Source organism: Rhizobium sp. NFR03, from assembly GCF_900111275.1.
Classification (GTDB): domain Bacteria; phylum Pseudomonadota; class Alphaproteobacteria; order Rhizobiales; family Rhizobiaceae; genus Ferranicluibacter.
On the sequence record NZ_FOGR01000002.1, the window covers coordinates 63,716 to 78,340 of the forward strand.

Genomic DNA, 14,625 nt, shown 5'->3' on the forward strand with positions numbered 1-14,625 from the left:
CGTTACCGTCTGAGCCTCAAGGCGCCGTCTTCCACTGCAAAGGACGATAGCCGGTTAAGAAAGCTCATGCCCACCAGCGTCTCGGAAAGGGCCGTATCCGGCAGCACCATCGCCTGTACATTGTCGATGGCGATGCTGCCGACCTTGATCCGCTTCAAGGTCACCGGAGCCGCCTTCGCCAGGCCGTTCGCGGTGGAAACGGAGATGGCGTAGTCGAGCGTCGCGAGCGATAGGCCGATCCGTCGCGCGGTGCTCTCGTTGATCGCGACGACACTCGCGCCCGTATCGATCAAACCGCGAACGCTGCGGCCGTTCACGTCGAGATCCGTAACGAAATGCCCGCTCGGTCCGGCGGGCAGCACCACCTCGCGGGCACCGGCGGCAACCGGCACCGCGGGTTGGGCGGCAACCGTCTTTTCCGACAGAGCCGCTTGCGGTGTGGTTGCCCGGTCGAGATACCGGCCGGTCAGGTTGGGAAGGGTATAGGCGCAGACACCGGCAAGGCCCGCGATCATCAGCACGCGGCTTATCATGCCCGCAACTCCGCAGCGAAAGGACGTTCGTCCCCTTCTATCGTGCAGCGTCTTTAAGAAGACGCAAACACGGCGCGGCCTGCCCCGTCCCTTGCGCTTAAGGGTTAACGAATCTTATTTCGTCCCGTACATCCGGTCGCCGGCGTCCCCAAGACCGGGCATGATATAGCCCTTCTCGTTGAGGTGGCTGTCGATCGCGGCGGTAAAGATCGGCACGTCGGGATGAACGGCGTGGAAATTGGCGATGCCCTCGGGGGCGGCCAGCAGGCAGAGGAAACGCAGGTTCACGGCGCCGCGCTCCTTCAGTTTGTCGATCGCGGCAATCGAGGAATTGCCGGTCGCGAGCATCGGATCGACGACGATCACGAGACGCTCCGCCATGTTTTCCGGCGCCTTGAAGTAATATTCGACAGCTTCCAGCGTCTCATGGTCGCGGTAGACGCCGACATGCGAGACGCGCGCGGACGGCACCAGCTCCAGCATGCCTTCGAGAAGTCCGTTGCCGGCCCGCAGGATCGAGGCGAACACCAGCTTCTTGCCTTCGAGCACCGGTGCCTGGATCTGCTGCATCGGCGTGTCGATGGTTTCCATCGTCAATTCAAGATCGCGCGTCACCTCGTAGCAGAGCAGCGTGGAAATCTCGCGCAGGAGCCTGCGGAATCCTGCGGTCGAGGTTTCCTTCTTGCGCATGATCGTCAGCTTGTGCTGGACGAGCGGATGGTCGATGACGGTAACGCTGGTCATGCTGTAAGCCTCTTGCCGCGACGGATGGGACCCCTCCTTTTTCCACGGAAAGCCCGGCCGCCGCAAGTGCGACGCCACGCCGTCCCCAACCCATCGCACGATGTCTCGCGGATCGTCAGAGCCGGGAAAGCAGCCTCGCGCGCGTATCTTCGTCCACGAAGGCGGCCTCGATGGCCGTGCGGGTCATAGCGTCGATCTCCGCATCCTCGAACCCCATGACTTGCGAGGCGATATCGTATTCCTGTGCAAGCGATGTGTGGAAGAACGGTGGATCGTCCGCATTGAGCGTGACGCGGCATCCGGCATCGCGCAGCGCCCGCAGCGGATGGGCATGGAAGCCGGGGAAGACGCCGAGCGCGATGTTGGAGCCGGGGCAGGTCTCCAGCACGACGCCTTCCGCGGCGATCCGGCGCACGAGATCGGCGTCCTCGATGGCGCGCACGCCATGGCTGATGCGCGAGGGTCTTACGATATCGAGCGCATCGCGCACGCTGTCGGCTCCCGCCATCTCGCCTGCATGGATGGTGAGGCCGAGCCCTGCGTCGCGGGCGATGTCGTAGGCGCGCGCGAAATCTGCGACCCTAAACATCCGCTCCTCGCCCGCAAGGTTGAAGCCGGTCACGAGCGGATGGTCGCGCCGGACGGCATAGAGAGCCGTGCGTTCGGCCGCTTCAGGTCCGAGATGCCGGATGATGGTGATGATCATCCGCCCGACGATGCCGGTTTTCGCACGAGCCGCCTCGATGCCGGCGGCAAGCCCGCGGAGATAGGCATCGGCACCCAAGCCGATCGTGTTGCCGTGGTCGGGCGATACGATGATTTCGCTATATATGGTGCCGGCTGCGCTCAGTTCGGTCAGGTAGGTCTCGGCAAGTGCCGCATAATCCTCCTCCGTGCGAAACAGGGATGCGACACGGTCGTAGCAGACGATGAATTCGCTGAAGTCGGTCCAGACATAGGACCCGTCCGCAATGAGGCCGGAGACATCGACGCCATATTTTTCAGCCTGCGCAAGGGCAAGCGAAGGCGGTGCCGCACCCTCGATATGGCAGTGCAGTTCCGCTTTCTGGAGATGCAGGGTCACAGGAAGCTCCTTCCATGGGGGCCGGGCGCGATGCCGAGATGCCGCGCGACCGTCTCGCCGATCCCGGCAAACCCCTTGATGATCCCGATCGGCCGGGTTGCGACATCAGGACCGAAGAGCAGCACGGGCACGCGCTCGCGCGTATGGTCTGTGCCCCGCCATGTCGGGTCGCACCCATGGTCGCCTGTGAGAATAACGATATCGCCCGGGACAAGCACGGCGTCGAGTTCCGGCAGTCTGCGGTCGAAGGCTTCCAGCGCAGCCGCATAGCCGGCCACATCCCGGCGATGCCCGTAGAGCATGTCGAAATCGACGAAATTCGTGAACACGAGGTCGCCATCCGCAGCCTCGGCGATGGCCCTCAGGCTGGCATCGAACAGCGCTTCATTGCCGTCTGCCTTGATGGTGCGGCCGATGCCCTGATGCGCGAAGATATCGGCGATCTTGCCGATGGCGTGCACGGTTCGGCCCGCCTCGCTCAGCCTGTCGAGCAGTGTCGGCTCGGGCGGCAGCACCGCGTAGTCGCGTCGATTGCCGGTGCGCACGAAGTCCCGCGCCGTCCGCCCGGTGAAGGGCCGCGCGATCACCCGCCCGATATTGTACGGGTCGAGAAGGCGACGAACGGTCTGGCAAAGCTCAAGCAGGCGCTCGAGGCCGAAGCTCTCCTCATGCGCGGCGATCTGGAAGACCGAGTCCGAAGACGTGTAGCAGATGGGCTTTCCTGTCCGCAGATGCTCTTCGCCAAGCCGCGCGATGATGTCGGTGCCGGAGGCGTGGCAATTGCCGAGAATGCCGGGAACACCGCCGTCTGCGCAGATCCTGTCGACCAGCGCCTCCGGAAAGGCATCGCCGGTATCGGGAAAGTACCCCCAGTCGAAGCGAACCGGCGTTCCCGCGATTTCCCAGTGGCCAGACGGCGTATCCTTGCCGCGAGAAACCTCTTCGGCAGCGCCATAGACACCGTTTATGGTCTCGGGGAGGACGACGCCGACGGGCAGGCCGCCGCTCGACAACCGGGCGGCGTGAAAGAGCCCGCGTGCGCCCATGTTGGGAAGGGTAAGCGGTCCTGCGCGAAGTCCCGCCCGGTCGGCCGCACCGGCTGCGCAGAACTCGGCGATATGGCCGAGCGTGTCTGCGCCTTCATCGCCAAAGGCGGCGGCATCCGGCGCGCCGCCTATGCCGAGGGAATCCAGAACGAAGAGAAAAGCCCGCACGTTCCGCAATCTCCTGACAGATCAGCCGCATTTGATGCCCGAGCGGGGTTTGATGCCCAAGCCGGGGCCGGCCGTTTGGGGCAAGAAATACGCCCCGACGCCTGTTTTTGCAAACCGGGCCCGAAGCGCCTTGGCTGGCTGCGCTTACCTGCAGAGGGCGCAGGTGATTCCGAGGCCGACGCGCTGGCGATAATAGTAGTTTTCCGACAGGTTTATGACCTCCAGAGAATTCTCCTTCATGCCCGGCGGTGTGAACAGCATGAGTTCATAGGGAACGGTAAATTCCGAGCGGACGACGAAGGTGTTGAGAACGGTGAGGTCGGCGGGAACGGATACGGTCGCGTTGACGGCATAGGGTGTGCCGCCCTTTTCGTCCCGCGACCATTCGACGACCCCCACCCCTGGCGCAGTGACGCGAATACCCGAGACCTTCAGCGTGTACTTGCTGATGGAGAAAGGCGCCATGATGCTCAGCGCCACATTCTTCATTCCGTCGAGTTCCGTCGGAGTGACCTCCCCCTTCTGACTGAGGATGTCGGCGACGGTGCTCGTTGCCTGCGATACTTTTTGCGCCATGTTGAAGCCGACCGACAGCTCGAACGCGCCAAGATAGATCATCAGGAGGATCGGAGCGATGAGCGCGAACTCGATACCGCTCGTTCCCCGTCGATCGCGGTACAGGCGGTGAATGCGCAGGACGAGGCTTGAACGCGGATAGGTGCTGCGGTCTGTGCCGGTCATCTCGGAATACCCATCTCAGAATTTCTCGTTCATGAAGGCTGCGGTCGTCGCCATCAGATAATCGTTCGGCATGGAACTGCCGGCCGGGCGCAGGCCGGTGATGAAGGGGCGCACGAGATCGGTCACGACGGTCCAGCGGTAATAAGCCCGGATCAGATTGATGGAGCCCGGTCCGCCGGGCGTATAGCTGAAGCCGGTGACGTCGAGGTCTGTGCCCTTGCGCGGAATGGCAATCGGAATATCGCTGAAGCGCGCATAGCTGCGCACGTCGATCAGGAGCTTGGAAGGTTTGTCTGCCTCGGTCGCCGAGCAGCTCACCATAGCGGTGAGTTCGTTGCAGAAGGCGGCCCGAAACTCTGTCTGGGTCATGTTCACCGGCAGGAGGCCGGTGCGGATCTTGCGCGCCATCGTCTGGGTGGCATTGGCAAGGATCTGTTCGCCGGTAAAGGCGATGAACGTCTCGATCGAGGCGAAAATGACCATCAGGAAGGGAATGACCAGAATGGCGAACTCGATGGCGGCAGCCCCTTTGCGATCGCGCGCAAATCTGCCGGCAACCGTCCTGCATGCCGGTTCTTTCCCGCAATCCTCTCCGTCGTCCCGTTTCGTCAGCGCCATCATACCCGCCATGTTCCGCGTGAAAGGCAACGTACCGAGAAAGCGTTTCGACTTCGTAACGTGGGATGGAAAGGATGTGCCTGACGACGGCTACTTCCTGGAATGCTCCTCGCAACTTGGCGTGCAGGTGAGGATCGCACGTGCCGTCGAGCGATAGACGCGCAGTGTGTTGCCTTCGTCCGTGGAGACGAGGATGCGCTGGTCGACAATCGGATTGTCGTTCGCGTCGAGAATGACGATGTTGGTCGTGCCCACGGACTTGCCGGTGAGAACGATGGTTCGTTCGTCTGCGACGGTGGCATCGGCGATCTCGGCGCTGCCGATGATGACCCGGCTGACGCTGCGGTCGAGTTTGAGAACCCGGGCATGGTTGAGATAGACGTTCATCAGCGCGGCATCCTGCGCGATCGCCGGGCCGGCGATGGTGCCTGCAAGGCACAGCGCTGCCGCGAGCATCGTTCCGAGGCGCAGGTGAGCGAAGGGGAAGCGGGGAGACGAGATAGTGGCCATGACGTGCAGGATCCGGTGAAGCCGATGAGGCAGCATCCGTGGTTTTGGTAAATGGCGGGTTAAGCCCGCAAGGTGGAAAGCCCCGGCATGGGCTATATCCTCGTCATTTGCTCAATTTCTTTCATCTTCTGGTAATGCTCTTCCTTAAGTCGATCGAAACGTGCGCTGTGTAGGTTCATTGCAACCGGCCGGCAGAGACATGTCGGAGGGAGTGCTGAACACAAAACAATGAAGCAGGAGAAATGACATGACCGCAGTTTTCGCGCGTTTTCTCAAAGACGAGTCCGGCGCTACCGCCATCGAATACGGCCTGATCGCATCGCTGATCGCGCTTGGCATCATTTTGGGAGCAAGTGCTGTCGGCACTCAGCTCAACACAACTTTTACAAACATCAGGGACAAGCTCGTAAAGCCGGTCTGAGAAAGTTCAGAGCATCTCGAATACGCTCTTCTGCAATGGAAACTCAAGTGGCTGCCTCCGAAGGGGGCGGCCGCTTTTACGTTAAACGGCTAAAGCCCTTGGCTTCGTACTTTTTTAAAGTAACTTGTTTAGGATTGCCGTGTTTCCGGGGAGGCATTATGGTTCAGGCTGCAATTTTTGTTATTTTTCCTCTGTGCCTAGCCATTGCCGCTTGCTCCGATTTTCTTTCTATGACGATTCCTAATCGGGTCTCCGCTATCCTCCTTGGCGCGTTCATTGTGGTCGCGCCGCTGGCCGGCCTCGATATGACCGAGATCGGCCTCCATCTCTCGGCTGGACTTGCGGTCTTCGCCATCTGCTTTGCATTGTTTGCCTTGAACATCATGGGTGGCGGCGATGCCAAGCTCCTGACGGCCAGCGCTGTCTGGTTCGGGTGGAATATGAGCCTTCTCACCTTCCTCGTGGCCGTTTCCTTCCTCGGTGGCGTGCTTGTTCTCGTAATTCTCGTCTTGCGGGCTCAAGAGAACTTCATCCTCGCCTACCGCATCCCGCTTCCCGCTCAGCTCTTTCACGGCTCGAAGGTGCCCTATGGCGTTGCCATCGGCTGCGGGGCCTTCCTTACCTTTCCGGAATCCCCCCTGATGCAGCTTGCACTCGCGCATCTTCGCTGAAGCGCCGGAGCTCCCCGAAAACATAGCTTAAAGCTTTGTTAAGCATAGCCGGTTCGCTTTCGTTAACCTTAATTATACCTTTACGCCGTAGCCTTCCCCCATGTGATCCCAGCGTGATCAAGGAAGGGTTCGGTCAATAGATGAAGCCGGCGCGCATTTTCATTTTGGCCGTTGCGGTCGTTTCGGCCGGCCTTGCCGGCCTGCTGGCGATGAGCATTACCGGACCGACCGTCGTCGAGACGGCAGAGCCGGTCATCGAGCACGAACCGACCGTCAACGTCCTCGTCATGGCGAAAAGCCTGCCGGTCGGCGCGCGCCTGAGTGCCGACGCCATCCGATGGATGGCCTGGCCGAAGGCCGGTATCGTCGATGGCTTCATCACCGACGAGGCTCGCCCTGATGCAGCCACGCAGCTACAGGGCTCCGTCGTCCGCCTGCCGCTTCTCAATGGCGAGCCGGTCCGTGCCGAAAAGATCGCCGACGCCTCCGGCCAGATCCTGTCCTCCATTCTGCCGGCCGGCAAACGCGCGGTCTCGACCGAAATCACCGTCGCCACCGGCGCCGGCGGCTTCATCCTGCCAAACGACCGCGTCGATGTGATCATGGTCCGCAAGGGCGAGGGCAAGACGTTCAATACGGAAACCGTGCTCAGCAACGTTCGTATCCTCGCGGTCGATCAGCAGATCGAGGAGAAGGACGATGGCTCCAAGACCGTTCTAGGGACCACAGCGACGCTCGAATTGACGCCCGATCAGGCCAAGGTCCTCGCCGTCGCCCAGCAGATGGCCGATCGGCTGTCCCTCGCTTTGCGCTCGGTTGCCGACGCGCAGGAGTCCGACACGATCGCTGCCGACTATCTGCTCTCCGGTGGCAGCCGTCCAGCCGTGCAGCTGATCAAATCCGGCTCCATCGTCTCTTCAGACGGCGAGACCAAGACGGGAACGATGCAATGATGGCCAGCCGAGGAAAGATTCGCATGACGTTCGGCAAAAAGGTCGGCGCACCGCTCGCCGGCGTTCTTGCCGTGGCGCTGACTGTAACGTCCGTCCCGGTTCTGCCGGGCTTTATAGGTGCCGCACAGGCCGCCGACAGCGCCCTCGTGCGCATCGTCGATAGCGGCCCGGGCGTCAAGAAGACCATCAAGCTGGGTCTCAACAAGGCCGTCGTCATCGACCTGCCGACAGACGCCCACGACATTCTCGTCGCCGATCCCTCGCTTGCCGATGCGGTCACGCGCACATCCCGCCGCATCTATCTCTTCGGCAAGTCCGTCGGTCAGACAAATATCTTCATCTTCGGCGCCGGCGGCGAGGAGATCGTCAGCCTCGATCTCGAAATCGAGCGCGACGTCTCCACGCTGCAGACCAATCTCCGCCGTTATTTGCCGGATTCCGATATCAACGTCGAGATCGTGTCGGACAACATCGTGCTCACCGGATCTGTCCGCACGCCGCTCGACTCCACACGCGTCGTGGAACTCGCGCAGGCCTTCCTCCAGGGCGGCGAGGCGACGACCCGTAACATCACCGCGCAGGGCACGAACGGCGATGCCGACATCTATGCCGAAGACCGCCAGAAATCCAAGATTGTCAATCTCCTGACAATCGACGGTGAAGATCAGGTGATGCTGAAAGTGACGGTGGCCGAGGTATCGCGCCAGATCCTCAAGCAGCTTGGCTTCTCGGGTTCGGTGAGCGGCAGGAATGCTGCGATCACGTTCCAGAATCCGGCCAATCTTGGCAATGCGATCAATCCTGCATCGTCCCTCATCACCGGCAGCATTGCTAACGGCGCCATCGGGCTTGCCAGTTACATCAATGCGATGGAGCAGGCTGGCGTCATGCGGACGCTGGCCGAGCCAAGCCTGACGGCCATTTCCGGAAAGAGCGCCAAGTTCTTCGTCGGAGGAAATTATCGCCTTCCGGCAGGTCAGGAAGTGACCGAGGAAGAGGATGAGGCGACAGGAGAGAAGAAACCCGTGCTGGAACGGAAGGTTGAAACCGTCGAGTACGGTGTCGAGCTGAACTTCAAGCCGGTCGTTCTCGGTCCCGGGCGGATTGCGCTCGACATCGAAACCAATGTATCCGAGCCAACCTTCGAAGGCAGTGTCGTCAGCGGCAGCTATCAGGGAATTCCCGGCCAGAACTACATGTCTATCCGCAAGCGCGAGGCCTCGACCAGTGTCGAGCTTCCCTCCGGTGGCTCGATCGTCATCGGCGGCCTCGTGCAGGACAACGTCCGCCAGGCCATTTCCGGCGTCCCGGGCTTCGCCAAGATCCCGATCTTCGGCACGCTGTTTCGCTCGCGCGACTTCCAGCGCAACGAAACGGAACTGGTCATCATCGCCACGCCCTATCTCGTGCGTCCCGTCGCCCGCAACCAGATTTCCCGGCCGGACGACAACTTCAACCCGTCCGCCGATCTTCCCGGTTTCTTCCTCGGCGAAGTCAATCGCATCTACGGCAACCGCAGCGCCCAGCCGGTCGGGCAGTATCACGGCAATGTCGGCTTCATTTACAAATAGGCGGGGACGGACATGACATCACTGCGCGCGTTCCCCCATTCCGAAAGGCGTTCGGCCATGCCGTTCCCATCCCGCATCATCCGTATCGCCCTCCTCAGCCTCGGCATTGCGGCAAGTCTCGCGGCCTGCGCGAAGCGCGACGACCTGTCGACGGGCACCATTCCTGATGACTACCGCACCCGGCATCCGATTATCGTCGGCGAGAGCGAGCGGGCGATCGACATCCCCATCGCTTCCAGCGATCGCCGGCTTCCCGTCGGCACGCGCGAGGTCATCAAGGGCTTTGCCCAGACCTATCGCGGCTCGGCGAACGGCGTCGTCCAGATCATGCTGCCGAGCGGCTCCCGCAACGGCGCCGCGGTCGAAGCCGTGCGCCGGGATATCCGTGCGATCCTGGTGCAGACCGGCGTTCCAGCAAACCGGCTTCTCGAAACGCGTTACGATGCAGCCGGCAGCGGCGATGCGGCACCGGTTCGCCTGAGCTTCACCGCTATCACCGCGTCGACCGGGCCTTGCGGGTCCTGGCCTGAGGATCTCGTCAGCAACACGACGCAGAACCGCAACTGGAGCAATTTCGGCTGCGCCAGCCAGTCGAACCTTGCCGCCCAGATCGCCAATCCTACCGATCTGCTGGGTCCCCAGGCGCAATCGCCGATCGATGCGGCGAGACGCGGTCAGGTCATCGACGACTACAGGGGCCTCAGTTCAAGCCCGGACACCACGATCTCCATCACGACCAACTGACGCAGCTGACGCGTCGCGGGGCACCACATGAGCGCCATTGATTACAAGATCGAGAGCCTGAGCGGCGAAGCGGCTGCACCGGCCGAAGTCGTCCTGCCTCAGGATATCGAGCACCTGCGTCCGCTGCCCCGTATCTCCATCCACGCCTTCTGCGAAACGGAGGCCGTGCAGCACAGCCTGGAGCGCTGCGGGCAGGACCGGCGCATGGCAAAGGTCGGCTTCCGCATCAACAGCGGCAATGTGGCAACGGCCGCAAACATGTTCTCCACGATGCCGACGCCGAACCTCATCATACTCGAGACGTCGTCCGAGCCGGGCGTTCTCATGCAGGAGCTCGCGCCGCTCGCGCAGGTCTGCGATCCCAGCACCAAGGTCATCCTCATCGGCCGCTACAACGATATCGGCCTCTATCGCGAGCTGATCCGCAACGGCATCTCCGAATATATGGTGGCGCCGGTCGCCATGGCGGACCTGATGGGCGCGATCTCCTCGATCTTCGTCGATCCCGAGGCCGAACCGCTCGGCCGCAACATCGCCTTCATCGGCGCCAAGGGCGGTGTCGGCTCTTCCACGCTGGCGCACAATTGCGCCTGGGGCATTTCCCATCTTTTTGCGACCGAGACGGTGCTTGCCGATCTCGATCTGCCCTATGGCACGGCCAACATCAATTTCGACCAGGACCCGCCGCAGGGCGTGGCAGAGGCCGTCTTTTCGCCGGAACGTCTCGATGAGGTCTTCCTCGACCGGCTTCTGACGAAATGCTCCGAACATCTCTCGCTGCTTGCAGCGCCGTCCATGCTCGACCGCGCCTATGATTTCGACGGAAACGCCTTTCAGGCGCTTGCCGAAATTCTTCAGCGCAACGCGCCCGTCTCCGTCCTCGATGTGCCGCATACGTGGAACGAGTGGACGCGCAACATCGTCGGCGAGGCGGACGAGCTCGTCATCACCGCCGTTCCCGACCTTGCCAATCTTCGCAACGCCAAGAACCTTTTCGACAGCATCCGCAAGCTGCGCCCGAACGACAAGGCGCCGCATCTCGTTCTCAATCAGGTCGGCATGCCGAAGCGGCCCGAGATTTCCGTCGCCGACTTCTGCGAATCGCTGGAAGTCGAGGCCGCTGCGATCATTCCCTTCGATGCCGCACTGTTCGGCACGGCGGCAAACAGCGGGCGCATGATCGGCGAAACCGACAAAAAGGCCCCGACGACCGAAATCTTCTCCCAGCTGGCGCATCTGCTGACGGGCCGGGTGACGGCGAAGAAGCCCAAGAAGGCAGGGCTCGGCATGGTGCTCGGTCTTCTCGGCCGCAACTGAGCCGGAGAAGGGACGCGACGATGAGACGGAAACAGGTGGTAAGCCATGTTCGGTAAACGCGGAAACGACAGCACGGGCCGGGTGCCGAGCCCGCCGCCGGCCATGGCCTCGCCGGCTGCTGCCGTCATGGAGCGGCCGGCCGCACCCGTTCTGGCGGAAAGCGCCCGCGATGCGGCCGCGCTCGTTCGTCAGCCGCCACCGCCCGCCCCGCGCAAGCGCGCGCCCCGCACCGAAGATTACTACGACACCAAGGCGCAGGTCTTTTCCGCCCTGATCGATACGATCGACCTGTCGCAGCTGGCCAAGCTCGATGCGGAAAGCGCACGCGAAGAAATCCGGGATATCGTCAACGATATCATCACGATCAAGAACTTCGCCATGTCGATCTCCGAGCAGGAGGAACTGCTCGAGGATATCTGCAACGACGTTCTCGGCTACGGGCCGCTGGAGCCCTTGCTGGCCCGCGACGATATCGCCGACATCATGGTCAACGGCGCGGGGCAAACCTTCATCGAAGTCGATGGCAAGACGTTGGAAAGCGACGTCCGCTTCCGCGACAATGCCCAGCTCCTGTCGATCTGCCAGCGCATCGTCTCCCAGGTCGGCCGGCGCGTCGATGAAAGCTCGCCCATCTGCGACGCGCGCCTGCCCGACGGCTCGCGCGTCAACGTCATCGCGCCGCCGCTCGCCATCGACGGCGCCGCGCTGACCATCCGCAAGTTCAAGAAGGACAAGCTGAAGCTCGACCAGCTCGTGCGCTTCGGGGCGATCACACCGGAAGGTGCGGTCCTGCTCCAGATCATCGGTCGCGTCCGCTGCAACGTCGTCATCTCCGGCGGTACGGGCTCCGGCAAGACGACGCTTCTCAATTGCCTCACCGCCTATATCGATGCCAACGAGCGCGTCATCACCTGCGAAGATACCGCCGAGCTTCAGCTGCAGCAGCCGCATGTGGTGCGCCTCGAAACCCGCCCGCCCAATATCGAGGGCGAGGGCGAGATCACCATGCGCGATCTCATCAAGAACTGCCTGCGCATGCGGCCGGAACGCATCATCGTCGGCGAAGTCCGTGGCGCGGAAGTGTTCGACCTCCTGCAGGCCATGAACACCGGCCATGATGGCTCCATGGGCACGATCCACGCCAACACGCCGCGCGAATGCCTGGCCCGGATGGAATCTATGATCGCCATGGGCGGCTACACGCTGCCCGCCAAGACCGTGCGCGAAATCATCTCCGGCTCGGTCGACATCATCATCCAGGCCGCACGCCTGCGCGACGGCTCGCGCCGCATCACCCACATCACCGAAGTCGTGGGCATGGAAGGCGACGTGATCATCACGCAGGACCTGATGCGCTACGAGATCGAGGGCGAGGACGCCGTCGGCAAGATCGTCGGTCGCCACAAGGGCTCGGGCATCGGCCGCCCGCATTTCTGGGACCGCGCCCGCTATTTCAACGAAGACAAGCGTCTCGCCGCCACGCTCGACACCCTGAACAAGGAGTAGCGCGATGTTCGGTCTCGATCCCCTGATCATTGCCATCGCCGTTCTCGCCGCCATCTCCACGGCAGGCCTCGGCTATGCCTTGCTGTTCTCGCGCATCCAGGACGAGAAGAAAGTGGATGTCCGTTTTCGCAAGATCAAGTCGGCCGAGACGGACCGCGTCAACATCAGGGCCGCGCGCGACCGCATGAACGAGCTCTCCAAGCGCCGGAAGTCGGTTCAGGATTCGCTGAAGGACCTGCAGAAGAAACAGAAGGAAAAATCGGAGCGCGCCAAGCCGCCCGTCAAGGTGCGCCTGACCCAGGCAGGCCTGTCGATCTCGATCACGCAGTTCTACGTCTTCAGCGGCATTCTCGGTTTCTTCGCGTTCCTCGTGACGCTGATCGTCGGCGGGTCGCTCCTGATCGCGGCGGGCGTGATGATCTTTGCCGCGCTCGGTCTGCCCCGCTGGATCGTCGGTTATCTGGTCGGCCGGCGCTGCAAGAAGTTCATCGAGGAGTTTCCGAATTCCCTCGAGGTCATGGTGCGCTCCATCAAGTCGGGCCTGCCGCTCAGCGACGCGATCCGCCTCATCGCCACCGACGGGCAGGAGCCTGTCAAGACCGAGTTCCGCCGCGTCATCGATGCGCAGGGTGTCGGCATGACCGTGCCGGAGGCCTGCGCGCGGATGATCCAGACGGTGCCGTTGCAGGAGGTCAACTTCTTCTCGGTCGTCATCACCATTCAGGGGCAGGCGGGTGGCAACCTGTCGGAGGCCTTGAGCAACCTTGCCAAGGTGCTGCGCGAACGCCGCAAGATGAAGGCGAAGGTTCAGGCCCTGTCGATGGAAGCCAAGGCCTCGGCCTGCATCATCGGGGCGCTGCCCTTCATCGTCGCGCTGCTCGTCTACCTCAGTTCGCCCGAATACATCATGGTCCTTTTCAGAGATCCGCGCGGTCACCTGATCATGGGTATCTCGGCCATCTGGATGAGCATGGGCATCTTCGTCATGCGGCAGATGATCAACTTCGATATGTAGGGGTTTCGCGTCATGTTGGGCTTACTCACACCGGCGACCATCGTGGCGGTCCTCGTTTCCATCGCCGTCATGGCCACGATCTACACGCTGGCAGCCCCCTTTCTGGAAGGCGACGATCTGCAGAAGCGGATGAAATCCGTCGCTTCGGAGCGCGAACAGATCCGCGCGCGCGAGCGGGCGCGGCTGAACAACGAGATGACAGGGCGTGCCTCGCTGCGGGCGAAGAACAACACCTCCGTGTTGCAGGTCGTCGAGCGGTTGAACCTGCGCAAGGCGCTGGTGGACGACAAGACGGTCAACCGGCTGAAGATGGCCGGCTACCGGTCGCAGAACGCGCTCAACATCTTCCTCTTCGCGCGCTTCGTCCTGCCATTCGTCTTCCTGTCACTTGCCGCCATCTATGTTTTCGGCATCGGCGCGTTTGCCGACAGGCCGTTTACGATGCGTCTCTTCGGTGTCATTGTCGCGGCCTATATCGGCTTCTACCTGCCCAACATCATCATCAGCAACGCGATCGGCAAACGCCAGTCGTCCATCCGCCGCGCTTGGCCGGATGCGCTGGACCTTCTGCTCATCTGCGTGGAATCGGGTATCTCCATGGAACTGGGCATGCGCCGCGTCGCCGACGAGATCACCGGGCAGTCGCCGGCCCTTGCAGAGGAGATGGTGCTGACGACGGCGGAGCTGTCCTTCCTGCCCGACCGCCGTGTCGCGCTTGAAAATCTCGGCCTGCGAACCGGCATCGAGGATGTGAAGGCGGTAACGCAGGCGCTCATTCAGGCAGACCGATACGGAACGCCGATTGCCCAGGCGCTGCGCGTTCTGGCGCAGGAAAGCCGCGACCAGCGCATGAACCAGGCCGAGAAGAAGGCGGCCGCCCTGCCGCCGAAACTGACCGTTCCGATGATCCTGTTCTTCCTGCCTGTTCTCATCGCCGTCATCCTCGGCCCTGCCGGCATTCAGGTCGCCGACCGCATGTAGGC

At 62.2% G+C, this 14,625-nt stretch carries 16 protein-coding genes; 9 read left to right on the forward strand and 7 right to left on the reverse strand.

Annotation, left to right across the window (positions count from 1 at the left end; translation table 11 throughout):
* Positions 1–2: 2 nt before the first annotated feature.
* From BSG19_RS05510 to BSG19_RS05540, 7 genes are all read right to left on the reverse strand, one after another.
* A complete protein-coding gene (locus tag BSG19_RS05510; protein WP_092985768.1) occupies positions 3–533 on the reverse strand; it encodes a TIGR02281 family clan AA aspartic protease in 531 nt (176 codons plus the stop codon).
* 114 nt (positions 534–647) lie between these two features.
* Positions 648–1,277, reverse strand: coding sequence for a uracil phosphoribosyltransferase (gene upp / locus BSG19_RS05515; protein ID WP_092985770.1), 630 nt, complete (start codon positions 1,275–1,277; stop codon positions 648–650).
* Between the two features lie 115 nt (positions 1,278–1,392).
* Complete coding sequence (locus BSG19_RS05520; RefSeq protein ID WP_092985772.1) at positions 1,393–2,361, reverse strand: adenosine deaminase; 969 nt, start codon at positions 2,359–2,361, stop codon at positions 1,393–1,395.
* The gene (locus BSG19_RS05525) at positions 2,358–3,575 is read right to left on the reverse strand and encodes a phosphopentomutase (RefSeq protein ID WP_092985774.1); all 1,218 of its coding nucleotides are present in this window, start codon (positions 3,573–3,575) and stop codon (positions 2,358–2,360) included. Before BSG19_RS05525 ends, BSG19_RS05520 begins: the two co-directional genes overlap by 4 nt.
* A 144-nt stretch (positions 3,576–3,719) precedes the next feature.
* The gene (locus BSG19_RS05530; RefSeq protein WP_092985776.1) at positions 3,720–4,316 is read right to left on the reverse strand and encodes a TadE/TadG family type IV pilus assembly protein; all 597 of its coding nucleotides are present in this window, start codon (positions 4,314–4,316) and stop codon (positions 3,720–3,722) included.
* 15 nt (positions 4,317–4,331) lie between these two features.
* Entirely contained in the window at positions 4,332–4,934 is a 603-nt protein-coding gene (locus tag BSG19_RS05535; protein ID WP_092987205.1) for a TadE/TadG family type IV pilus assembly protein, read from the reverse strand.
* A 90-nt stretch (positions 4,935–5,024) separates the two neighbouring features.
* Positions 5,025–5,390: a pilus assembly protein N-terminal domain-containing protein gene (locus BSG19_RS05540; protein WP_092987207.1), complete on the reverse strand. Its 366-nt coding sequence runs from the start codon at positions 5,388–5,390 to the stop codon at positions 5,025–5,027.
* Positions 5,391–5,691: 301 nt separating this feature from the next.
* On the opposite strand from BSG19_RS05540, the gene BSG19_RS05545 reads away from it, so the two are divergent.
* From BSG19_RS05545 to BSG19_RS05585, 9 genes are all read left to right on the forward strand, one after another.
* Positions 5,692–5,865, forward strand: a complete 174-nt coding sequence (locus BSG19_RS05545) for a Flp family type IVb pilin (protein ID WP_092985778.1) — start codon at positions 5,692–5,694, stop codon at positions 5,863–5,865.
* Positions 5,866–6,023: 158 nt separating this feature from the next.
* The gene (locus BSG19_RS05550; RefSeq protein WP_092985780.1) at positions 6,024–6,536 is read left to right on the forward strand and encodes an A24 family peptidase; all 513 of its coding nucleotides are present in this window, start codon (positions 6,024–6,026) and stop codon (positions 6,534–6,536) included.
* Positions 6,537–6,676: 140 nt separating this feature from the next.
* Positions 6,677–7,489 carry a Flp pilus assembly protein CpaB gene (gene cpaB, locus BSG19_RS05555; protein WP_092985781.1) on the forward strand — a complete coding sequence of 271 codons (813 nt, stop codon included), beginning with the start codon at positions 6,677–6,679 and terminating at the stop codon, positions 7,487–7,489.
* A gap of 23 nt (positions 7,490–7,512) precedes the next feature.
* A complete protein-coding gene (locus tag BSG19_RS05560) occupies positions 7,513–9,060 on the forward strand; it encodes a type II and III secretion system protein family protein (protein WP_092985783.1) in 1,548 nt (515 codons plus the stop codon).
* A gap of 57 nt (positions 9,061–9,117) precedes the next feature.
* The gene (locus BSG19_RS05565) at positions 9,118–9,804 is read left to right on the forward strand and encodes a CpaD family pilus assembly protein (RefSeq protein ID WP_170865904.1); all 687 of its coding nucleotides are present in this window, start codon (positions 9,118–9,120) and stop codon (positions 9,802–9,804) included.
* A gap of 27 nt (positions 9,805–9,831) precedes the next feature.
* Positions 9,832–11,121, forward strand: a complete 1,290-nt coding sequence (locus BSG19_RS05570) for a CpaE/TadZ family protein (RefSeq protein WP_092985787.1) — start codon at positions 9,832–9,834, stop codon at positions 11,119–11,121.
* Between the two features lie 45 nt (positions 11,122–11,166).
* A complete protein-coding gene (locus BSG19_RS05575) occupies positions 11,167–12,627 on the forward strand; it encodes a TadA family conjugal transfer-associated ATPase (RefSeq protein WP_092985789.1) in 1,461 nt (486 codons plus the stop codon).
* A gap of 4 nt (positions 12,628–12,631) precedes the next feature.
* A complete protein-coding gene (locus BSG19_RS05580; protein WP_092985791.1) occupies positions 12,632–13,642 on the forward strand; it encodes a type II secretion system F family protein in 1,011 nt (336 codons plus the stop codon).
* Between the two features lie 12 nt (positions 13,643–13,654).
* Positions 13,655–14,623 (forward strand): type II secretion system F family protein, encoded by a 969-nt coding sequence (locus tag BSG19_RS05585; RefSeq protein ID WP_092985793.1) that lies wholly within the window; start codon positions 13,655–13,657, stop codon positions 14,621–14,623.
* The last annotated feature ends 2 nt before the right edge of the window (positions 14,624–14,625 follow it).